A 21,471-nucleotide genomic window follows, 5' to 3' on the forward strand; every position below is an offset into this window, starting at 1 on the left:
CGCGGCCGCCGTATTGATTTCTGCATTCGTATCGCTATCCCTTACGCCCATGCTCAATGCTTACTTGATGCACCGGGGGGCAAAACATTCGTGGTTTTACACCGCTACGGAGCCTTATTTCGTGAAGATGACGACGGGCTACGCGCAATCGCTAAAGCGTTTCATGCGCGCCAAATGGGTAAGTTTCCCCATTTTGGCGGTTTGTTTTGCACTTATTGCCTGGTTCTGGGTACACCTGCGTAAAGAGACGGCGCCTTATGAAGACCGTAGCCTGTTGCGTGCGAGCATCACGGCACCCGAGGGCAGCACCTTCGAATACATGGATCGGTTCATGTTGGAGCTTATTCAATTGGTAAACGATTCCGTTCCAGAGAAAAAAGTCAACATGGTCAACACCTCACCTTCATGGGGTGGGGCGGGGGGCGCCAACACGGGCATGATGCGTATTGGTTTGGTACCGCCGGAAGATCGGGAGCGTTCGCAGGACGAGATTGCCGAAACGTTATCAAAACAGACCCGGAAATACACCGAAGCACGCACCTTTATTTCCCAGCAGCCTACCATATCGGTGGGCAGAAGAGGGGGCATGCCCATCCAATACATCATTCAAGCACCCAATTTCAGTAAATTAGAAGAGAAAATACCTGCGTTTATGGATCGGGCATCGGCGGACCCGACCTTCGCGAATGTCGATGTCAACCTCAAGTTCAATCGACCCGAATTAAATGTGACGATCAACCGGGATAAGGCGCAAAGTTTAGGCGTATCCGTATTGGATGTAGCACAGACCTTGCAGCTTTCGCTGAGCGGACAGCGTTTTGCGTATTTCCTGATGAACGGCAAGCAATATGAGGTCATTGGCCAGTTCTCTGATCAGGATAGAAGCTCGCCGCTCGATCTGGCAACGATTTTCGTACGGAGTAGTACCGGCGAACTGATCCAACTGGATAACCTCGTCGATATGGTTGAGCAAAGCAGCCCACCCCAGCTGTACCATAATAATCGGTTTATGTCGGCGACGGTTTCTGCGTCGCTGGCGCGTGGATACACCATTGAAGATGGTATCAACGCCATGGATCGTATCGCAGATGAGGTGCTCGATGACAGCTTTTCGACCGACTTGGGCGGTGAATCCCGCGATTTCCAGGAAAGTAGCTCAAACGCCCTATTTGCTTTCGGCTTAGCGCTGTTATTAGTGTACTTAATCCTTGCGGCCCAGTTTGAAAGTTTCCTCGACCCGGTTATCATTATCCTTACCGTGCCCATGGCCGTAGCCGGCGCGATGCTTTCCCTTTGGTTAACCGGACAATCGTGGAATATCTTTAGCCAGATCGGTACCGTGATGCTCATTGGGCTGGTAACCAAGAACGGGATTCTCATCGTCGAATTTGCCAACCAACTCAAAGAACGCGGTCGGCCGGTCCGGCTGGCGATTATCGAAGCCGCAGAGGCGCGGCTGCGCCCGATCCTCATGACGAGCTTGGCCATTTCCCTGGGTGCATTGCCCATTGCCATGGCTTTTGGCGCAGCGGCGACCAGCCGCATCGGAATGGGAGTGGTTATTGTGGGCGGTACCCTATTTTCGCTGATACTTACTTTATATATTATTCCAGCCGTATATGCGATGTGGTCGCGCGAATATAAACCCAACCCCGATTTGGAAGAAGCGAAACGCGTAGAGGGTGAAGTAATGGCTGGTGAACATTCGTTATGAAGAGATTGACTATTGCTGCGTTGTTTTTCATTCCTGTGCTGGCCATCGGTCAGCCGGTGCTCACCATGGAAGAAGCAGTGGCTATTGCACTGGAGAATAATTACGACATCCGGTTAGTGGCGAAGGATGCCGATGTGGCCGCCAACAATGTGGACATCGGTAATGCTGGCATGCTGCCATCCGTCAGCGGTGATGTTTCTGCGGCAGCGAGTATCCAAAACACTACGCAGACGCTCCTGAGTGGCGAAACCCGCGCGCTCCGTGGGGCCCGTAGCAGGTCGATGGCATACGGCGTAAGTTTGGATTGGACGATTTTCGATGGTCTCCAGATGTTTACCCGCTATGATCAACTCCAAGCACTGCGGAAGTTGGGTGAGGCCGATTTGAAAGCTGCCATTTTATCGACCGTGTACGAGGTGGTAAGCGGGTATTTCGATCTGGTGCAGCAACAACAACTCATCAAGGCTACGCAGACCGCCTTGGAGTTGTCTGCCTTTCGCCACCAGACGGCTGAAAACCGGTATCAGATTGGACGGGCCTCTAAATTGGAAGTGTTGGCGGCCAGTGTTGACCTGAATACGGATACGACGAATTTACTGCGGCAACGCGACCTTTATCGAACCACGCAAATCAGGCTCAATGAGCTGCTGGCACGCGACGTGAACATCGATTTCAGCGTTGTAGACACTATCTTAATCGCCAGCGACCTGCATTACGAAACGTTAGCGGAACAGGCAAAACGGCTGAACCCCGCCTTGCAGTCGGCCTTGGTAAACCATCGGATTAGCCAGTTGGAATTGAAGCGCGTTAAGGGCGAGCGGTATCCGGTAGTGCGTGTTTCTTCTGCCTATACGCGTTCGCGCTCCGCAGCGGAATTGGGTTTTTCCACGCAATCGCGCAATAACGGATTCAATTATGGTATTTCCGCGTCGATGAATATTTTCAACGGGTTTTTGCAGCGTAGGAATGAGCGGAATGCCGAATTGATGCTGGATGCAGCCGAAATCGAAGTGGACAAGATCGAGGAGCAAATCGATGCGCAGCTACTCGCGGCATACCAAACGTATTTGATGAACCTGGAGCTGGTGCGACTGGAGGAACGGAACAAAGACATTGCCAGGGAGAATATGGACATTACGCTGGAAAAATTTAAATTGGGAAGTATTGCCCCTGTGGAGTTCCGTGAAGCGCAGCGTAACTTTGTGGATGCCAGCACCCGTTATAGTACGGCCCAGTACCAGGCAAAGCTGGCAGAAATAACGTTGAAACAGATAGCCGGCGTACTTGAGGCGGACTGAATGCTTATTTTGCGGCATTGTTGTTGCATATGAACGCAACTTTAGTTAAGTTTGATATCCCGAATTGAGCTATACAATAAAGATGATGCCATGATATTAGTAGCAGATAGCGGTTCATCACAATCGGATTGGATGCTGGCACTTCCCGATGGCAAGCGGTTGGCATTTACAACGAAAGGACTGAACCCCTTTTTTGTGAACGAAAAGGATATTGCGAAGATTATCCAGAATGCAAACGAAATCCTTCCCCATGCGGAACAGGTAACGGAAGTTTATTTCTTCGGGTCGGGTTGCACCAGCCCGGATAGGCGTGAAATGGTCTCCAACGCATTGTCACAGCTATTTTCGAATGCATTTATTTCGGTGGAGACGGATTTGGTTGGCGCCGCCTATGCGACATGCGGCAACAGGAAGGGGTACATCGCAACATTGGGTACCGGTTCTGACGTTAGCTTCTTCGATGGGGAGGAGGTGCTCCCCACACAACAGGGAATTGGTTATGTGCTTGGCGATGAGGGGTCGGGTGTTTGGTTTGGTAAGCAATTGGTAACCCAATTTTTGTATGGGTCGATGCCGGCTGGCCTTGCCGCCGAATTTGCGGCAAAATACCGGCTTAACAAAGAAATTGTTATCAAAAACGTATATCAGCGGGCTACCCCCAACGCTTACCTTGCCTCATTTGCGTTATTTATGTCGGCTTACAGCGACCATCCTTTCATAGACGAACTACTCAAGAAAGGTTTTACCGAGTTCATTACGACGAATATAAAGCCGTTTCCTGATCACGGCGACTATGTATGCCATTTCGTAGGGTCGATAGCTTATTTTTTCATCGAACAGTTGCGGGAGGTATGTGAGCAGCGCGGCGTGAAGATGGGTAAAGTGTTGAACCGCCCGATAAATGAGTTGTTTAGCTATATCATCCAACGCGAGAAGAACTACGAAATACACGTTTGAGTATATCAGCGGTTTAGAACAAGAAGTATAACATTAAATTTTTTAACACATGAAGGTAGCTATTTTAATAGTAGGTGCAATGCTGATGGGCGCTCCTGCAGAGAGCGTATATCAGTTTACCGTCACGTCGATTGATGGAAAGGAAGTCGACCTATCCCAATTTGAAGGGAAGAAGCTGTTGTTGGTCAACACCGCCTCGGAATGCGGTTTTACCAAGCAATACGCAGGGTTGCAGGAATTGTCGGAAAAATATGGTGATAAAGTGGTGGTCATTGGCTTTCCCGCTAATAATTTTGGAGGGCAGGAGCCCGGTAGTAACACAGAAATTAAAGGGTTTTGTGAAAAGAATTTCGGCGTTACGTTTTTGCTGGCCGAAAAAAGCAGCGTCAAAGGGAAGGATATCTCACCACTGTTCGCCTATCTGACCGCCGCGGATAACCCTGATTTTACCGGTGAAATCAAATGGAATTTCGAAAAATTCCTGATCGATGAACATGGTCATCTCATTCACCGTTTCCGCTCCAAGGTGGAGCCAATGAGCGACGCCATCGTCGATAAATTATAAACCTGCGTTCGCTTATTATTTGTTGCTCAGAACGCTTTGGAAGGGTCAGGTTCAACGGGGAACGACAGTTTATTGGATTTCTGTGCCGACAACGAATAATCGAACGCAGGTTATAACGTTAATCATTTACTGCCGAAGAAGCACGTGCGGCAACGAGGCTCATAGCTTTCTTTTTCGCCCAAGAGCGGTTGCCGGTCATCTTGCGTGAGCCGGTAGGAGTAGTTGGCGGGCGCGCCGCAGCGCACACAAACGGCGTGTACCTTGGTCACGTGTTCGGCGATAGCCATGAGGGCCGGTACGGGGCCAAAGGGTTGCCCTTTGAAATCCATGTCCAAACCGGCTACGATTACCCGAATCCCCGCGTTGGCCAATTTCGTGCATACATCCGGCAATTCATCATCAAAGAATTGTGCCTCGTCGATACCAACCACCTTGGCGGCGCTACCCAGAAGCAGGATGGTAGACGAATGCTCTACCGATATAGAGGAAATACGGTTGCTATCGTGCGATGTAATATCCGTTTGATGGTATCGGGTATCCATGGCAGGCTTGAAGATCTCTACCGGTAGCTTGGCGAGCTGCGAACGCCGCACCCTTCGGATGAGTTCTTCGGTTTTGCCCGAGAACATCGATCCGCAGATTACTTCGATGCTACCATAATAAGTATCTCTATGCACCAATCGGTCTTCTGAAAAAAGCATGGTATGTATCGTTGTTATATACGGAAACCCAATTAATTGTCGCTATGAAGCCCGCTAATATCAGAATTAAATGTTAATTTTGACTCATCATTTTATCGGCATACGTTTAAACAGCATGGCAACAAAACAGCAGGTTTTAGAAAAAATAGCGGATTTACTGAAAGAGATTAACAACCAATTTGACGATTTGGAAAACGATACGGTAACGGGCAATGGCTTGGAGACCGATCTTTTTGAGGCTACGGTAAATTATTTTGCAGCTAATGTGGCCGTCTATAATAAATTAAGGAAAGCCGAGAGCGGGGCGGCCGAAGTACCCGTACAAGAAGCCGAGGCCATTGATGGCGATCCGTCTGATGAAGATATGGACACTGGTGCCGAAGTGGCGTCGCCGGAAGCGGTTGTTTTCACGCCTGCGACGGAAGATGTGGAGGCCTTTACGCCAGCGGCAGACGACATGGAAGCTGAAGATGCGGATATCGATATGGATATTCCGGATAATGACAGTGGGAAAGGGGATGGCGGAAGTGACCATGCACCCGATGAAAGTGACCATGCACCCGATGAAAGTGACGATGCACCCGATGAAAGTGACGATGCCACGGTGGACGACGATGATGCCGCCGAGGTGGAAGAAGAACCGGAACCGATTGAGGCGCATCGTGAGGATCGCGAGGTAGCCGAAGAGTCCCTTGTCGAGGGGCGCATGGAGGACCCGCAAGCTGAGTCTGATGATGAGCCCGTTGCGGAAGAAATGGACGTGGCGGAAGCAGATGAAGGGAATGTGGTGATGGAGGGGCAAGATGAGGCCATCTCAGAACAGGTGGTCATCGAAGAAAAAGCGGTTGAAATCGAAGCTGCCGATGTACCACCGGCACCTTCGGACAACGAAGCGAAGCCAGCACGGCCACTTTCGCTCAACGAGCGGCTCTCCGCGCAACGGAAGGCAAGTGGCGGTAATCCACTCATGGCAACGGGGGGTGATGGTGAGCGGATTTCGGATATCAAGTCGGCCATTAGCCTTAACGATAAGCTGCTTTTTATCAAAGATCTTTTCAATGGATATAGTTTAGCCTATAGCGAAGCGATCGAGTTGCTGAATAGGTATGACGATTTTGCATCTGCCGACGGTTTCTTGCAAACGAACTATGCCCGGAAGAATAATTGGGCCGACAAGCCGGAAACGGTGGATAAACTGTATGCGATTTTGCGGAAGCGGTTCGGCTAACGGACGTTGCTAGCATCCCATCTACTAGCATCCCATCTATTTTAAACTGACCGCACCATACCGTGCGCTGATGCTGACGACGTTATCTACCGCCTTGTTCCAGTAGCCGGAGTAGCTGGCGGAGGTATGGCTTTCCGATTTGCTACCGATATTGATGCGGTTGTGGTCATAGTCAAACCCACCATAGCTCACCGCAACATCGAAATTAAAGGCAGCATCGGTCGATGGCCGAATGTGGATGTTGGAATAAGACGCTGCTACGCTCGCTTTCTGTATGGAAGGGCCGAGGCCCATTTCAAACCCACCACTGTAACGCAAGCTAATGTTGGCTTGTCGGTTTATTTTTCCGATTTTACCGCCGCTGGAGCTCATTGCGAGCGTGAGTTTTTCGGCTTCGGATAAGGTGAATCCACCATAGCGAACACTAACAGCCCCTTCATTGAGGTATTCAATATCCGCTTTCGAATAGGCCACGGATAAGGAGTTGTCCAGACCGTTCAAACGGCCGGCATGCAGGCTTCCGTAACTGACCGATACATCTACCTGACCGTCGCGATCCGCTAGTTCGATAGCACCGTAGCGGTTTGCGAGGGCTAGGTCATTTTTCTTGGGGAGGTATATATCGTAATCTACGCGCAGTGTACGGTCTCCCGTGCCGCTCGTCAGCATAGACCACCAATTCGAATCGCTCGACTCAATAGCGGTTTTGAAGGAGATGGTATTACTGGAACGAGATTGGTCAATACGGACGCGGTCCAGCGCCTCCTGCGCCCGTCGTTCGGAGTTTTCGGCGGTACGTACGGTGACAATTACCTTGATCTCATTTTTTGCCCAATTATTGATGGTGATTTTACCATAGCGATTATCGACATGGACGGATTGGCGGCTATTAATGGGGTAGGAGTATTCGGTTACCCGTTCCTTTTGGTAAAGGAAATGCCCTAAGATTTCCGATGGCTCCAAGAATCGCTGCCAATCCATTTGGTGGGTTTCCTGCAAGGGCATGTTCTCGCACACGGTGGGGCCGAGGTGCGACACCGGCAGCATCGAAAGTGCTAGATATACTTTAAATCTGTTCATCGCCGGTCTGTTTTTTTGAGTCATTGATATAGTTCAATACGTCCAATTGCTGACTGAGTATATCGATCTGTGCTTGGAGGTTGCGTATCATGGCTTCTAACGTTAGCTCTCGATTGGGGCTTTTAGCAAACTCTTGTTTCAACATATCGTAATTTGACTCCATTTGATCGATCGCCTTGGAGAATTCCCCATATAGTGCGGGATTCGATGTGGCAATATAGGCGATTGAATCTTTTTTTTGCATCACCAACCGGGCATATACCGCTTGTTCAGCCGCTAAATCGGGATTTACGCGGCTATAGTCGAGGTAGGCTTCCCTTTTGCCATAAAAGTAAATCAGCATCCCTATCGTACCCACTAGGAAGGTGAGGGCCGCTACCTTTAACACGTGTGTAATCCATGCCCCTTTTCCACCCCGCACCTTGGTGTTCCGGAGGTCCCGTTCATCCAACGCTCCGGCAATCCCTTGCCAAAGGTGTAAGGGTGGGGTAGCATCGTCAAATGCCTCCCTGTTTTCGTGAATGAATGATTTCAAGTCCTTTTTCATATCAGCTCCTATACTTGTCCACTCAATTTGCTAGGTAATCCAATAGTTTCCGCTTTCCGCGGAGGTATTGGCTGCGCGACGTCGCTTCACTGATCCGTAGGATATGGGCGATTTCTTCGTGGTCATACCCCTCCAACAGATAAAGCGTGAGCACCAACCGGTAACCATCCGGTAATCTGTTGATGGCCTGCTTGATGGCTGTAACCTGCAGTTCGACATCGCTCTCACTGTTTTCCTCATCTGCCAGTTCTTCACCTACTTCAAGCGGTTGCAACTCCAATTTCCGTTTGCGTAACGTCGATATCGATTTATTTACCACGATTTGCTTCATCCAAAGACCGAACGTGCTCTCTTGGCGGAAACTATCTAGACGGGAGAAGGCATCGATAAACGCCTCCTGCAATACGTCGGCGGCTTCGGCCTCATCTTGTACGATACGCAGGGCGGTATTATACATCGCTTTTGCGTATAAATTGTACAATTTAAACTGCGATTGGCGGTCGCCCAGTTTACAGGCCACTACCAATTCGTAATGTTTATCGGTGAATGAGGCTTCCAACGAGTTTTCTTCCCTTCTTTTTGTCCAATAGACGCAGGTCGTCCGGCCAATGTTGCATGGAGGATAAAAATAAATGAAGCGCCTAATTGAGATGGTTTTGGTTAAGGTTTACCGCCCTCGTCGTGGTCGAGCGCATTCAAAATTGTTTGGCAGGCCTTGGCGATATCGTCATCGCTGATGACAAGCGGAGGGGAAACGCGTAGCGCGGTGGCGCAATGCAGAAACCAATCGATAATGACGCCATTTTCTGCGCAATATTTACTCACCCCCGCTACTTGTTCGAACGTATCCAACTGGATACATAACATTAAGCCGATACCCCTGATTTCGCGGATTGCGGGATGCTGTAAGTACTGTCGGAACAACTGGGCTTTCCGTTCTACATCGTCAACGAGATGTTCGTTGAGAATAACATTGAGCGATGCCAACGCAGCGGCACAACTTACCGGGTGACCACCGAAGGTAGTGATATGGCCGAGCATAGGGTTGTCTTTGATTACGTCCATGACAGCCTTGTTGGCCACGAATGCGCCAATGGGCATGCCGCCACCCATGCCTTTTGCGAGCAGCAGGATATCCGGTTCGATGCCGTAGTGCTGGAAGGCAAATAATTCTCCGGTGCGGCCGAATCCGGTTTGGATCTCGTCGAAAATGAGTAAGGTGCCCGTTTCGTCACAACGCTTGCGTATGGCACGCATGTACGATAAATTCGGAACGCATATGCCGGCTTCGCCCTGTACTGCTTCGAGGATAACGGCAGCAGTGGAGCAATCGATTTTGGCGATGTCGCTTTGGTCATTATAGCGGATAAAATCGATGTCGGGTAGCAAGGGTGCGTATGCCCGGTGGTACTCGGGGTTGCCAATTAGGCTCAACGCTCCCTGGGTGCTGCCGTGATATGCCTTTTCGGCAGCGATGATGCGGCGCCGTGCAGTGAACTTCTTGGCGATTTTCATGGCGCCCTCGGTCGCTTCGGTACCCGAATTGGTAAAATAGACCGAATCGAAGCGCTCAGGGAGGACCGCAAGGAGCTGGGTTGCCAGGGCTACCTGTGGCGCTTGTACAAATTCGCCCCATACAGTGACATGTAGGAACCTGTCGAGTTGGTTGGCTACCGCTTCAAGTACCCGCGGGTGGCGGTGACCGATATTGCTAACGGCGAAGCCGGAAACCAAGTCGATGTAATGTTCGCCGTTCGGACCATATAGGTAGACCCCTTCTGCACGGTCTATTTCAATAAGGCGGGGTGAATCAGATGTCTGCGCGGTATTAGCGAGGAAAAGCTGCCGGTTACTAAGCATATGCAAAGTTACGGAATATTTTATGGATGGTCGCGGTCGCGCCGCCGTTGTTGCAATTCGCGGAGCAGGTAATTCCTGAACTCCTCTTCAACCTCAAAAAAGCGCGACGCACGGGCCTGGCCAACCACCGCGGCGAAGCGGTTCCGGTATATTTTCTTTACCTCTAGCTCCTTGGCATCGAAAGCCAAGACATCGCGGTCGGTACGATTGAAATTGTTGCCGGGTATTTTGTTGTGCTCTAACTGCGGTTTACCGCCTAGCCGCTTCGTTGAACGCCGTTCTTGCTTCAGCTTGTAAATTTCGCGATGGTATTGATTATACACCGGAAAGAACTTTTGTGCTTCCGAGGGTGTCAGGTTCAGTTCCTTGGTGATAAACGCGATTTTCTCCGCCTCTATTCGTTCAAAGCGCTCGGCCCTGCTTTCCTGCGCCACGGCTATGGTGACAGGAAGCAACAGCGCTAATGCGATGAGATGAAATGATTTTGCGACGGTCATTGTTACAACGTATGATTAAGGTATGCTTCTATATCTTCCTCGCTAATCCCTTCGCCGATGCTTTGCTCATCAAAGTCGTCGAGCTGCTCGGAGATATAAATCATATCGTTTGGTGGGCCGTAAAGCTCCAGGTAATCAAATATTTGCTCGTCAGACACCGAGGCCAAGGGGCTTTTGGTTTCGGGCGTATCTTGAGCGAATCTAAACATGCCGACTAATCCAAGCACCAATGCGACGCTGGCGGCAGCCGCATAGGCCACCCATTTTGGGCGGAGCGTACGTATAACCGGCGCGGCCTGATGCGTTTGGCGTCCGACCCGGTTTGGCAGCGTGTCGAAATAATGCTGGGGGACAGTAAAGCCGGTGTCGCTTACGCGTTCGTTGATTTTATGGATGGCAATGAGCCGTTGTGCCGACGTGCTAAAATAGTCGTCCGGTACAACGAATCCCGAATGCTTCACCATGGTTCGCAACGTTTGCTCAGCGATTTTCGCGGTTATGCTGTCTGCTAATTGTTCAAAATAACCATCAGGAATACCGAACGCACTTGCGGCATTGTCCGTATTTTTGCATGATTGGAGGGTCCGCAGGTGCAAATTTTCAAAGTAACCATTGGGCACGGTATACGGGTTCGCACGCCATACCCCAGGCAGTTCGCCCGAAGCGTTGACGTGGTGGTATGTGTGTTTTTCCTTCATGGTACTCCTTAGATGTTTTTGTTACGTGAAGGTTTAATCGTTTTCTTCAAAAAAGTGGGCTATTTTCTTTACCGCTAGGTGGTAAGATGCTTTTAATGCGCCTACACTGGTACCCAGAATGTTTGATATCTCTTCGTATTTAAGATCATCAAAATATTTCATGTTGAACACGATGCGTTGTTTCTCGGGCAGGGTAAGCAAGGCCTGCTGCAGTTTCAACTGTGCCTGGTCGCCGTTGAAATAGGTGGTATCGGTCAGCGTCTCCGCCAGGTATGCCGAACTCTCATCGTCGAGCGACACTTGATGCCGTTGCTTCTTTTTATTCAGGAAGGTGATACATTCATTGGTGGCGATACGGTACAACCACGTATATAGCTGTGCATCTTCCCTGAAATTATCCAGGTTTTTCCATACTTTGATGAATATTTCCTGTACTAAATCGTCCGCATCATCGTGGTCGATAACCAAACGCCGCACATGCCAATAGATCTTTTGCTGATATTTTTTCAGGAGCTGCCCAAATGCCTCATCCCGCGTGTGCTTATCTGCAAAGTTCGCTAGTATTTGGGCATCTTCCATCTTGTATGCGCGGCGTTTGGCCTTAACGTTTTACTTACGTTTGATTACCCGCTGTGCGGCAGCTACAATATTGGCAGCATTTAATCCATATTTTTCCATAAGCTGGGCCGGGGTACCGCTTTCGCCAAAGCTGTCATCCACGGCGACATACGCTTGCGGGGTAGGATTATTTTTTGCCAGTACCTGTGCAATACTATCGCCGAGCCCACCCAGTCGGTTATGCTCCTCAGCAGTGACCACACACCTGGTTTTAGCGGCAGACTTTAATACCGCTTCTTCGTCTAATGGCTTGATGGTGTGAATATTGATGATTTCCGCATCAATACCCAATTCGGCCAATTGCTCACCAGCTTGGATGGCTTCCCACACCAAGTGGCCGGTGGCAAAGATGCTCACATCGGCACCCTCGTTCACCATCCACGCCTTGCCGATTTCAAACTTTTGGTTCGGATCGGTAAAGATCGGTACTACTGGGCGACCGAAGCGCAGGTAAACCGGACCGTGATGCTCGGCGATGGCGATGGTAGCAGCTTTGGTTTGGTTATAGTCGCACGGATTGATGACCGTCATCCCCGGCAGCATTTTCATCAATCCGATGTCTTCGAGGATTTGATGGGTCGCACCATCCTCACCCAGTGTCAAACCCGCGTGGGACGCGCAGATTTTCACGTTTTTATCGGAATAAGCAATCGATTGGCGAATCTGGTCGTACACACGGCCGGTAGAGAAATTAGCAAACGTGCCGGTGTATGGGATCTTCCCCCCAATGGTCAATCCTGCCGCAATGCCCATCATGTTGGCTTCTGCGATACCTATTTGGAAAAAACGTTCCGGAAATTCCTTGATGAAGTCATTCATCTTGAGTGAGCCGACTAAATCTGCGCAGAGTGCCACGACCTGGTCGTTTTTTTTGCCTACTTCCAATAATCCCGCGCCAAAGCCTGAACGGGTATCCTTTTTATCTGTATATGTGTATTTTTTCATCTGTCTAAATTTTTCTTCCATGGCGATGAAGCGGTCATGGTTTAATCATTCCCCTGTGTGATTTGAAAACCATGCCGGTTTCATTGTTTTTAAGATATGAGATGTGAGACATGAGACATACATTTTCTAACGTCTCATCAATAGTCGCCCAACGTTTCTTCCAATTGGGAAAGCGCTGAAGCCAATTGCTCATCATTAGGGGCTACGCCATGCCATTTGTGCGAGCCCATCATAAAGTCCACACCATTACCCATTTCCGTTTTCATGAGAATCATGACCGGTTTCCCTTTGCCAGTACGCGATTTGGCATCGGCCAGCCCTGCTAACACCTCGGTCATGACGTTGCCGTTCATTTCTAGAACATCCCAACCGAATGCTTCCCATTTGGCTCTCAGATTGCCCAGTGACAGCACTTGGTCCGTAGCACCATCTATTTGTTGGCCGTTATAATCGATGGTGGCGATAAGGTTGTCTACCTTGTTGTAGGGTGCATATAGGGCGGCTTCCCAAATCTGGCCTTCTTGTTGTTCGCCATCGCCCATCAACACGTATACCAAATGGTTGTCGTCGTTGAGCTTTTTGGCGCGTGCCGCTCCGATAGCCACCGAAAGCCCCTGGCCCAATGACCCGGAAGCAATCCGTATGCCCGGTAGCCCTTCGTGCGTGGTGGGGTGCCCTTGGAGCCGCGAATCGATTTTGCGGAAAGTAGCCAGTTCGCTTATGTCAAAATAACCTGACCGGGCCAGTGTACTGTAGAATACGGGTGAGATATGTCCGTTGGAAAGGAAAAATAAATCCTCGCCAATGCCATCCATGTCGAATCCGGCCTTCCGTTCCATGGCGCTGAAATACAGGGCCACGAAAAAATCCGTACAGCCAAGCGACCCACCTGGGTGCCCCGATTGGCAGGCGTGGACCATCCGGACGATGTCTCGTCTTACTTGTGATGCAACTTGTTCTAATTTGGTGATTTCTTCGCTCATTATAAAAAAGTGGTTATTAACGATTTTGGCGCTAAAGTTAAGGATTAATTATGAGATTTGTAGTGAACGGCGACGGTGGTTGGCATGCTTACTTTTAGAGCAACGGTTCCAACACCTCCCATACATGATCGGCCAAGATGCGATGGCCTTCTTCAGTGGGATGGATCCCGTCTTGTTGGTTCAGGTCGGCCTCTCCGGCCACGTCGGCCAACAGGAAGGGCACAAACGCCATGTCGTTTTCTTTGGCCAGCGCCGGAAATATTGCCGTGAAAGCTTTTCCGTAATCGCCGCCCATGCTGGGAGGCACCATCATTCCCGTAAGTACCATTTGGCAGGCGGGATATTTCGCTTTCACCTTATCGATGATGGCTTGTAGATTGTTGGCCGTTTCATCGGTAGGTATACCCCGTAGTCCGTCATTGGCGCCCAACTCCAACACGAAGATGTCAATTTTTTCGCGTAGGAGCCAATCGATCCGTTCTTTTCCGGCCGCGGTCGTCTCGCCGCTCAATCCGCCGTTGATGACCCGATAGGGGAGAGCAAGAGAGTCTATCCGCCGTTGTATGATGCCCGGAAAGGCGAGTTCTTGACTTTCAAGGCCATATCCGGCCGTTAAGCTGTTCCCGAAAAAGAGGATGTTTTTCGTCTCTTCTTCCATTAAAGAAGTGGCCGATTCCTGGGGCTTTTCGGTATCTCCTTGGGTTGCCTGGTTAGACGGGCTGCCACAGGCGGCAGCCAAGAGAAAGACGCTTAGAACGATTTGCCGTTTGAAAAGCATCATTACATGGCTTCAGCTACTACTTCTTGTACTTCGGGTACCATGCGTTTGAGGAGGCCTTCTATCCCGGCTTTGAGCGTAATCATGGAAGAGGGGCAGCCACTGCATGAGCCGCGTAGCTCAACCAGCACCCGTCCTTCCTCGAAAGCGACATAGCTAATGGCACCACCATCTTGCTCAACGGCGGGCCTCACGTAATCATGTAGAATCTGCTGGATCTTGATCTCGGTTTCCGATCCTTCAAAGGTGACGTCTTCGTCTTTAGCCACTTCCTGCACTTTCAACTCCGACTCTACCGCGCCCTTGACGAAGTCTTTCAAGATGGCTTCGATGTCCTCCCACTCGGCATCTTCGGTTTTGGTGATGGTGACAAAATTGCTGGCAAAGAATACACCATTCACGAAATTGAACTTGAAAAGTTCACGGGCAAATGGCGACTCCTGCGCTTTTTCCCGGTCAGGGTAATCCAAACTCCCATTGATCAACAATTTATTGACCAAGAATTTCATGGTTGCCGGGTTGGGAGTGTATTCGGTATATACGTTTATTGTTGCCATTTTTTGTCGTTTTTACAAAAATATCAATATTTCCCCGAAATTAGGGTCAGCAAACCGTCAAAGCTTATACGCCGGTATAATTCCAGGGCGTTATGGCCTTCAACTCGGATTTTATTTCGTCACCCACGTTCAGGGTCTCTACAAAAGCTGCGATGGTAGCTTGGGTAACCCCGTCGTTGGTGCGTGTCAACGCCTTCAACGCTTCATAGGGTTTGGGATAGCCTTCGCGCCGCAAGATGGTCTGAATAGCCTCGGCCACCACCGCCCAATTTTGTTCCAGATCGGCCTTCAGGGCGCGCTCATTGAGGATGAGCTTTTGTAGCCCCCTTGCGGCCGACTTGATGGCAATAAGTGTATGGGCCATCGGCACACCGGTATTGCGGAGTACGGTGGAATCCGTGAGGTCGCGCTGCAAGCGCGATATAGGAAGTTTAGAAGCGAAGTGCTCCAACAGCGCATTAGCAATGCCCAGATTTCCCTCGGCATTTTCGAAGTCGATCGGATTGACTTTATGGGGCATGGCTGAAGAGCCAATCTGGCCCTTCGTTATCTTCTGCTTGAAATAATCCATCGAGATGTACGTCCAGATGTCGCGGCACATATCCGTCAAAATGGTGTTGATACGTTTCAATGCATCGCATTGGGCCGCGAAGTGATCGTAATGTTCAATCTGTGTCGTTGTTTGCGATCGGTGCAACCCTAATGTATCGTTCACGAATGAATTACCGAAAGCAACCCAATCTAGATGAGGGTAGGCCACATGGTGTGCATTGAAATTGCCCGTTGCCCCGCCGAATTTGGCGGCGTGGGGGATATGTTCGAGCAGATGTAACTGATTATTCAATCGCTCGATGAATACCCTTATCTCTTTACCCAACCGGGTAGGGGATGCAGGTTGGCCATGCGTACGGGCGAGCATGGGCACCTCCGCCCATTCGGTCGCTAGTTGTTCCAACGCGGCGATGAATGCGCTAAGCTGAGGGATGTATACATTGGAAAGCGCCTCTTTCCAGGCATACGGTAACGCAGTGTTATTGATATCTTGTGACGTTAACCCGAAATGGATGAATTCTAAGGAGTCGGTTAGCCCGAGCGTTTCAAACCGGTCTTTTAGGAAGTACTCCACGGCTTTTACATCGTGGTTGGTTTCTGTTTCCTTGGCTTTGATCCACTGTGCGTCGGCTAAGCTGAAGTTCCTATAAATATCACGGAGCTTCGCATTGAGGCTTCCATCAAAATGCTGCAGTTGCGGTATACCGCATTCCGAAAGACTGATGAAATATTCCACTTCCACAAACACACGATACTTGATGAGCGCATATTCGGAAAAATAGTCGCCTAGCTCCTGGGTTGCGTGGTGGTAGCGGCCATCTACCGGAGATACAGCGGTCAGTGATGATAACGTCATATAATTACTTTTGTGCAAAGGTAACTATTTGACGCGCCAATTGCGAAAATACGACGCAACTTAACCGCCATCGGCGCCCTTTAAACCTGCGTTCGATTATTCTTTGTCGGCTCAGAAATTCAATAAACTTCGATAGGCAAGGCACCTTTGTGCAGGCTTATCGGGATAAGCCAAGCGAAAGGCAACGCTGCATAGCGAGTTTATTGGGTTAGCCCTGCCGGTCTTTCACTTTGAAACCGTCATCTTCTTCCTGAAAACTCCTCGAAATAGCCCGCTATTCCGTCGTCGTTCTCAGTTGAAGCTGACCCTTTCAAAGCGTTCTGAGCAACAAAGAATAATCGAACGCAGGTTTTAAGGAAAGGATGGGCTTGGCAGCGAATCGGTTTGCAACGTATCTTCCGTTGTGTCCCAAGTCGCCGAATCAGTTGCAACGGAATCGCTGAATAGTGAATCGGCCCCGTCCATGTCATCGCGCCCATTGTTGGGGTTTCCACAAGAGGCTATTCCGGCCAATAGGCCACAGGCTAACATTAATTTTAACGCTTTCATATCCATTTTGTTAATTTGACTTAAATGTATTCATTATATCGTGATGCGTCCACCGGTAACGGGAAGCGTCGCGCCTGAAATGTAGTTCGCCTCATCGGATGCGAGGAAGACATAGGCCGGAGCGACTTCCACAGGCTGTCCGGGACGTCCAAACGGGGTGTTTTCGCCGAAATGCTCATGGTCGGGTATGGTAGACGGGATCAGCGGTGTCCAAATCGGGCCGGGTGCCACCGCGTTGACACGGATGCCTTTCCCCTGTTCCAAAAGCATTTGGTTCAGGTTAGATGTGAAATTCTGAATGGCTGCCTTTGTAGCTGCGTAAGGTAACAAGGTGGGGTTGGGTTCGTAGGCGTTTACCGAAGTGGTGTTAATGATACTGCCACCGGCGGCCATATGCGGCTCTGCGGCCTTGCAAAGGTAAAACATGCTGTGCATATTTACCGCAAATGTCTTTTCCCATTCCCATGCGGGAATATCCTTCAATTTTTCGCGAGACATCTGGTAGGCGGCATTATTGACTAAAATGTCGATTTTGCCAAACTTATCGAGCGCCGTGTCGATGATTTTCTGGCAATGTGCCTCTGAGCTGATGTCGCCTTTCACGGCGATAGCCTTGCGTCCCGCATCGCTGATATATTTTACCGTATCTTCTGCATCCCGGTCTTCTACATCATCCAGGTAACAGATGAGTACGTCGGCTCCTTCACGAGCAAAGGCAATCGCAACCGCCTTACCAATACCCGAATCACCACCGGTGATGATGGCCGCTTTGCCTAACAATCGATTTTTGCCTTGGTACGATTGCTCTCCATGGTCCGCTTTTGGGTTCATTGCGCTTTCGGTGCCAGGCACATCTTGCGGTGCTTTTGGAAATGGGGGCTTTGGATATTTATTGGCAGGATCTTCACCGGATGCCATGTTGCCTTTTTTTTGTTTGTTCGTTGCTGAAGCCATGTTAATTACATCTTAATTACGCTGCACTGCAAGGGGCTAACAATCCGGTCTAATGATGGTTTGAGATTTTTTAAACATTTTATCGCTACCAATTGTCATCTATTGCGAAGGCAAACAATTAAGAGATGGCGATCAAGAAAGAAAATGCTTCGCTCACGGCCGGCAAGGAAAAATTACGACGGAAGAAGAACGATAGCCTTATCCGGGTACGAGACGATTTGAAAGATAAAGAACCGCAAAAAAATTATGAGGCAGGTATCGATGCGCAAGACGAACAACTCAATACGGTACCTGAAGGAAGAGGCGAGTCGCGCGGCACCATCAAGCCGGGTGAAGGAAACCGATTGCAAACGGATGTGAACAAAAGTAACGATAAGCTTCGTAAGTATACAAAAACATCACATAGGTAAAACATTATATGAATACGTTTGTACAATCTTTTTGGATACACAGCGTTATGATGATAACGGTAGCCAGTTTAATTGAGTAAACTTAATTAGTTAAATTTATCAACTGAATATTGACCATTATAGGCGCCCGATGAGGAAAAAAATTTTGTATATCGAAGACGACCCGGACATGGCGGATATCGTTGCGGAAATCATGCAATTTGAAGATTATGAAGTGCTTACCGATAGTGGAAAAGCGATGCACAGGCTATTAAAAGATAACGATATTGGCCTTATATTAATGGACGAGGGGCTTAGTTGGTGTTGGGGCAGTAGCCTTTGTAAGGAGCTGCGCTCGGATGAGAAGACCGCGAACATACCGATTATTATGATTTCGGCTGTTCGTGAGATCGACAATATCGCGGAACATTGTGGCGCTAACGCCTATATCCGTAAGCCTTTTGAGATATATGATGTGATCGACGTTGTAAATAATCATTATCCAACCGAGTGACTGTTGTGGAAAATAAATATATGAAGAGCGTAAAATTAAATGGCAGACCAGCGCGGGGCACTGGTCACCAAGGCGAGATTCTTTATGAAAAGGTAAAAGAGGACAGCATCAGCGATAATAAAGGTCAGGAGGAGTCGCGGGTGCGGATGCTTGAAAACCTAAAACTTGCATTGTTTTTTTGCCAGGCACAGGGTCGGATGGCTCGGGGAGAGCAGTAAGGCACCTATATGACGCACCACGCTTGGCAACTATTGCACGCATTGGGCCGATGGTCTACGGGATCCATTCATAAATTTTCCGAGGAGTTGGATGTCGATCCCGTGGCGATGCGCGAGGCAGCCCGGGAGCTGGAGGCCGCTGGTTTATTGGTGGCCTTTGAGATGAAAGACCATACATCGTTTGGCAACGCTATGCTAGAAATTACACAAGAAGGACTTGACTTCATCCAAACGCACGAAAACGAAACCAATCCCTAGGCGCAAACGTATAAAGCTTCGTTACTTATTAGACGTAGTTGCAGGCTATGGTCGGGTGCGGTGCGGGCGTGGTTTCTATTACACAGACCCCGCCGGAAACCGGATTACGGATACAGGTAAGCTGGCGCGATTCCGTGCATTGGCCATCCCGCCCGGATGGAAGGATGTGTGGATAAGCCCCAGTAAAAAAGGGCATCTCCAAGCTACTGGCAGTGATGAACTCGGCCGGAAACAATACCTCTACCACCCCGAATGGACCAGCGAGCGGCAGGGCAAGAAACTGAAAAGGATCGTTGCATTTGGAAGAGCCCTGCCCCGTTTAAGGCAACGGATGGCAACGGATATGCGACGCCACGCGTTGACGAAAGAAAAAGTAATCGCCATTGCTTTAAAGACGACAGAAGAAACGTTGATCCGTATCGGTAATGACCAGTATCTTCGCCGGTACGGCAGCCATGGATTGACCACACTCAAAAAGAAACACGTCAGTATCTCGGGAGGGGAGGCTGTCTTTCGGTTTAAGGGCAAGAAAGGGGTGCGACAGGAAATTGGCATAAGAAGTACCCGATTAGCAAACCATCTGGTGGCATTGACTCAATTAAAGGGAACTTATTTGTTTCAGTATGCCACGGAACACGATGGGCTGCTGTGCAGGCTGCAGTCCAAAGACGTCAATACGTATATCCAACAGCACGCCGGTTTGTCGTTTTCTTCAAAAGATTACCGGACCTGGTATGCCAGCTTTTGGGCTTTCCGATTTTTCGCCCGTTGCGGGGCGCACGCCAGCGAACAGGAATGCCAGGCCAACATCTTGGCGGTATTGGATCGGGTGTCCCAACGGTTGGGGAATACGCGCACGGTCTGTAAACAGTATTATGTGCCCGATAGCATTGTCCAAGCCTATAAAGATGGCACGCTAACACGGTGTCTGACAACCCTACGAAATGGTGAGCGTCTCACCACGAAAAAAACGGAACAGGGCTTATTGGCTTTCTTGGAACACGTCACCGGGTAAAAACTTCACTCAGCTGCTTCGGGCAGTTTTACGTTTAAATACGTGGATGAATGATGATCTCTTTTTGGGTGGGTTTGCTGGCCCGATCAGCATGCCGTAGGCTTGAAGACCCGGCACATTATCGCAGACAATCTTCACGATGCCGATAATCGGAATGGCGAGCGCCATCCCCGCTATGCCCCATAGGAATTCTCCAGCCACCAAACCCATGATGGTGAACAGCGGGTTGATATTCACCTGCTGGCCTACCACCAGCGGCTCTAGCACATACGTTTGTAAAAACTGTACCGTAAGGTATACCGCAATGATGCCAATGACCATTCCCAAATCGGCACCCTGCACAAGTGCCGCAAAAACGGCAATAAGGTTGCCTAAGAGATTCCCTAAAAAGGGTACGATTTCCAGGAGCCCGCAGATGATGGCAAAAAGTAGGGCCCCCTGTAATCCGACCATCCAAAACCCAATGCCATACATCACCCATAACATGGCAATCATGCTGAACAAGCCAGTAAGGTAGTGGCCCGAAAGCGCTTCCGATTTTTGGATGATTTCTTGCGCGTTTTGCCGCTTGTCTTGCGGAACGATCCGCAAAACAAATTGCTTAAGGTGGTCGCGGTAATATAAGAACAACCAGATATATACCACGATGAGTACGGCATTGATGACGACATTGGCGAGCGAATTTATAAAACTCATCAACAACGCATTGGCTTGCCCCGATGCCTGGTTGGTTTGTTCTTTAATTATTTTGTTTTGGTCGTCAATACTGAAACCTATCGTATTGCTTATCCAATCGCGCAACTCTTTCGCGCCACTTGCGAGCCGTTCTTTCATTTCGTCGATACTGCTTGTAAGCTGGCCCAGTTGCCATGATAGGATGACGCCAAGGATGGCGATGGCCCCGATTAACAGCAGGACGGCAAGGGCTGAGGAGCCTGCCCGCCCCAAGCCCTTGCTTTCTAGCCAATGGCTGACACGTGCCAGCAACATAGCGAGTAGGGCTGCGAGTACAATGGGAATGAGAAAAGGTGCGGCTAAATATAAGGCCGCGGCCGACAACATAGCGATCGCGGCGATGTAGGCGAGTCGTTTGGTTTTGGTGTACATGGGCGCTCAATGATGCCTGATTTTTTCAATTAA

Annotated in this window: 26 protein-coding genes; 10 read left to right on the forward strand and 16 right to left on the reverse strand. The window is 49.6% G+C overall.

The window, feature by feature from the left end:
• The 4 genes from ACO1NT_RS04830 to ACO1NT_RS04845 form a co-directional block, all read left to right on the forward strand.
• On the forward strand, positions 1-1,714 hold a 1,714-nt coding region (locus ACO1NT_RS04830), incomplete at its 5' end, for an efflux RND transporter permease subunit (protein ID WP_449047287.1).
• Positions 1,711-3,012 (forward strand): TolC family protein, encoded by a 1,302-nt coding sequence (locus ACO1NT_RS04835; RefSeq protein WP_449047288.1) that lies wholly within the window; start codon positions 1,711-1,713, stop codon positions 3,010-3,012. The genes ACO1NT_RS04830 and ACO1NT_RS04835, both read left to right, overlap by 4 nt.
• A 90-nt stretch (positions 3,013-3,102) precedes the next feature.
• A complete protein-coding gene (locus ACO1NT_RS04840) occupies positions 3,103-3,969 on the forward strand; it encodes an N-acetylglucosamine kinase (protein ID WP_449047290.1) in 867 nt (288 codons plus the stop codon).
• A gap of 49 nt (positions 3,970-4,018) precedes the next feature.
• Positions 4,019-4,534 (forward strand): glutathione peroxidase, encoded by a 516-nt coding sequence (locus ACO1NT_RS04845; RefSeq protein ID WP_449047291.1) that lies wholly within the window; start codon positions 4,019-4,021, stop codon positions 4,532-4,534.
• A gap of 122 nt (positions 4,535-4,656) precedes the next feature.
• Here the strand turns inward: ACO1NT_RS04845 and ACO1NT_RS04850 are convergent, their stop codons facing one another.
• A complete protein-coding gene (locus tag ACO1NT_RS04850; protein ID WP_449047293.1) occupies positions 4,657-5,235 on the reverse strand; it encodes a thymidine kinase in 579 nt (192 codons plus the stop codon).
• A 115-nt stretch (positions 5,236-5,350) separates the two neighbouring features.
• Between ACO1NT_RS04850 and ACO1NT_RS04855 the strand changes: the two genes are divergently transcribed.
• Complete coding sequence (locus ACO1NT_RS04855) at positions 5,351-6,463, forward strand: hypothetical protein (protein WP_449047295.1); 1,113 nt, start codon at positions 5,351-5,353, stop codon at positions 6,461-6,463.
• A gap of 36 nt (positions 6,464-6,499) precedes the next feature.
• Here ACO1NT_RS04855 and ACO1NT_RS04860 read toward each other — a convergent pair whose 3' ends face one another.
• From ACO1NT_RS04860 to ACO1NT_RS04925, 14 genes are all read right to left on the reverse strand, one after another.
• The gene (locus ACO1NT_RS04860; RefSeq protein ID WP_449047296.1) at positions 6,500-7,543 is read right to left on the reverse strand and encodes a hypothetical protein; all 1,044 of its coding nucleotides are present in this window, start codon (positions 7,541-7,543) and stop codon (positions 6,500-6,502) included.
• Complete coding sequence (locus tag ACO1NT_RS04865; RefSeq protein WP_449047298.1) at positions 7,530-8,090, reverse strand: hypothetical protein; 561 nt, start codon at positions 8,088-8,090, stop codon at positions 7,530-7,532. The genes ACO1NT_RS04860 and ACO1NT_RS04865 overlap by 14 nt, the downstream gene beginning before the upstream one ends.
• Before the next feature lie 22 nt (positions 8,091-8,112).
• On the reverse strand, positions 8,113-8,649 hold the full coding sequence (locus ACO1NT_RS04870; RefSeq protein WP_449047300.1) for an RNA polymerase sigma factor: 537 nt from the start codon (positions 8,647-8,649) through the stop codon (positions 8,113-8,115).
• Positions 8,650-8,750: 101 nt separating this feature from the next.
• Positions 8,751-9,950: an aspartate aminotransferase family protein gene (locus tag ACO1NT_RS04875; protein WP_449047302.1), complete on the reverse strand. Its 1,200-nt coding sequence runs from the start codon at positions 9,948-9,950 to the stop codon at positions 8,751-8,753.
• A 20-nt stretch (positions 9,951-9,970) separates the two neighbouring features.
• Complete coding sequence (locus ACO1NT_RS04880) at positions 9,971-10,447, reverse strand: hypothetical protein (RefSeq protein ID WP_449047303.1); 477 nt, start codon at positions 10,445-10,447, stop codon at positions 9,971-9,973.
• Positions 10,448-10,449: 2 nt separating this feature from the next.
• Positions 10,450-11,145, reverse strand: a complete 696-nt coding sequence (locus ACO1NT_RS04885; protein ID WP_449047304.1) for a hypothetical protein — start codon at positions 11,143-11,145, stop codon at positions 10,450-10,452.
• Between the two features lie 33 nt (positions 11,146-11,178).
• Positions 11,179-11,724: an RNA polymerase sigma factor gene (locus ACO1NT_RS04890; RefSeq protein WP_449047306.1), complete on the reverse strand. Its 546-nt coding sequence runs from the start codon at positions 11,722-11,724 to the stop codon at positions 11,179-11,181.
• Between the two features lie 30 nt (positions 11,725-11,754).
• Positions 11,755-12,708, reverse strand: coding sequence for a transketolase family protein (locus ACO1NT_RS04895; protein WP_449047307.1), 954 nt, complete (start codon positions 12,706-12,708; stop codon positions 11,755-11,757).
• Between the two features lie 137 nt (positions 12,709-12,845).
• The gene (locus ACO1NT_RS04900) at positions 12,846-13,691 is read right to left on the reverse strand and encodes a transketolase (RefSeq protein WP_449047309.1); all 846 of its coding nucleotides are present in this window, start codon (positions 13,689-13,691) and stop codon (positions 12,846-12,848) included.
• A gap of 94 nt (positions 13,692-13,785) precedes the next feature.
• Positions 13,786-14,472 (reverse strand): arylesterase, encoded by a 687-nt coding sequence (locus ACO1NT_RS04905; protein WP_449047310.1) that lies wholly within the window; start codon positions 14,470-14,472, stop codon positions 13,786-13,788.
• The gene (locus ACO1NT_RS04910; protein ID WP_449047311.1) at positions 14,472-15,026 is read right to left on the reverse strand and encodes a NifU family protein; all 555 of its coding nucleotides are present in this window, start codon (positions 15,024-15,026) and stop codon (positions 14,472-14,474) included. Before ACO1NT_RS04910 ends, ACO1NT_RS04905 begins: the two co-directional genes overlap by 1 nt.
• A 64-nt stretch (positions 15,027-15,090) precedes the next feature.
• Positions 15,091-16,434: an adenylosuccinate lyase gene (gene purB / locus ACO1NT_RS04915; protein ID WP_449047312.1), complete on the reverse strand. Its 1,344-nt coding sequence runs from the start codon at positions 16,432-16,434 to the stop codon at positions 15,091-15,093.
• A 351-nt stretch (positions 16,435-16,785) separates the two neighbouring features.
• Positions 16,786-16,983 carry a hypothetical protein gene (locus ACO1NT_RS04920; RefSeq protein ID WP_449047313.1) on the reverse strand — a complete coding sequence of 66 codons (198 nt, stop codon included), beginning with the start codon at positions 16,981-16,983 and terminating at the stop codon, positions 16,786-16,788.
• Between the two features lie 33 nt (positions 16,984-17,016).
• Positions 17,017-17,937, reverse strand: a complete 921-nt coding sequence (locus ACO1NT_RS04925; protein WP_449047314.1) for a glucose 1-dehydrogenase — start codon at positions 17,935-17,937, stop codon at positions 17,017-17,019.
• 125 nt (positions 17,938-18,062) lie between these two features.
• On the opposite strand from ACO1NT_RS04925, the gene ACO1NT_RS04930 reads away from it, so the two are divergent.
• The 5 genes from ACO1NT_RS04930 (at position 18,063) to ACO1NT_RS04950 (ending at position 20,331) form a co-directional block, all read left to right on the forward strand.
• Complete coding sequence (locus ACO1NT_RS04930; RefSeq protein WP_449047315.1) at positions 18,063-18,347, forward strand: hypothetical protein; 285 nt, start codon at positions 18,063-18,065, stop codon at positions 18,345-18,347.
• 130 nt (positions 18,348-18,477) lie between these two features.
• Complete coding sequence (locus ACO1NT_RS04935) at positions 18,478-18,840, forward strand: response regulator (RefSeq protein ID WP_449047316.1); 363 nt, start codon at positions 18,478-18,480, stop codon at positions 18,838-18,840.
• A 20-nt stretch (positions 18,841-18,860) separates the two neighbouring features.
• Positions 18,861-19,058, forward strand: coding sequence for a hypothetical protein (locus ACO1NT_RS04940; protein ID WP_449047317.1), 198 nt, complete (start codon positions 18,861-18,863; stop codon positions 19,056-19,058).
• Positions 19,059-19,067: 9 nt separating this feature from the next.
• Positions 19,068-19,316: a hypothetical protein gene (locus tag ACO1NT_RS04945; RefSeq protein WP_449047318.1), complete on the forward strand. Its 249-nt coding sequence runs from the start codon at positions 19,068-19,070 to the stop codon at positions 19,314-19,316.
• 55 nt (positions 19,317-19,371) lie between these two features.
• Positions 19,372-20,331, forward strand: a complete 960-nt coding sequence (locus ACO1NT_RS04950; RefSeq protein ID WP_449047319.1) for a DNA topoisomerase IB — start codon at positions 19,372-19,374, stop codon at positions 20,329-20,331.
• Positions 20,332-20,340: 9 nt separating this feature from the next.
• Here ACO1NT_RS04950 and ACO1NT_RS04955 read toward each other — a convergent pair whose 3' ends face one another.
• Entirely contained in the window at positions 20,341-21,438 is a 1,098-nt protein-coding gene (locus tag ACO1NT_RS04955; RefSeq protein ID WP_449047320.1) for an AI-2E family transporter, read from the reverse strand.
• Positions 21,439-21,471: the final 33 nt, after the last annotated feature.

The sequence above is a fragment of the Parapedobacter sp. genome (assembly GCF_053550995.1).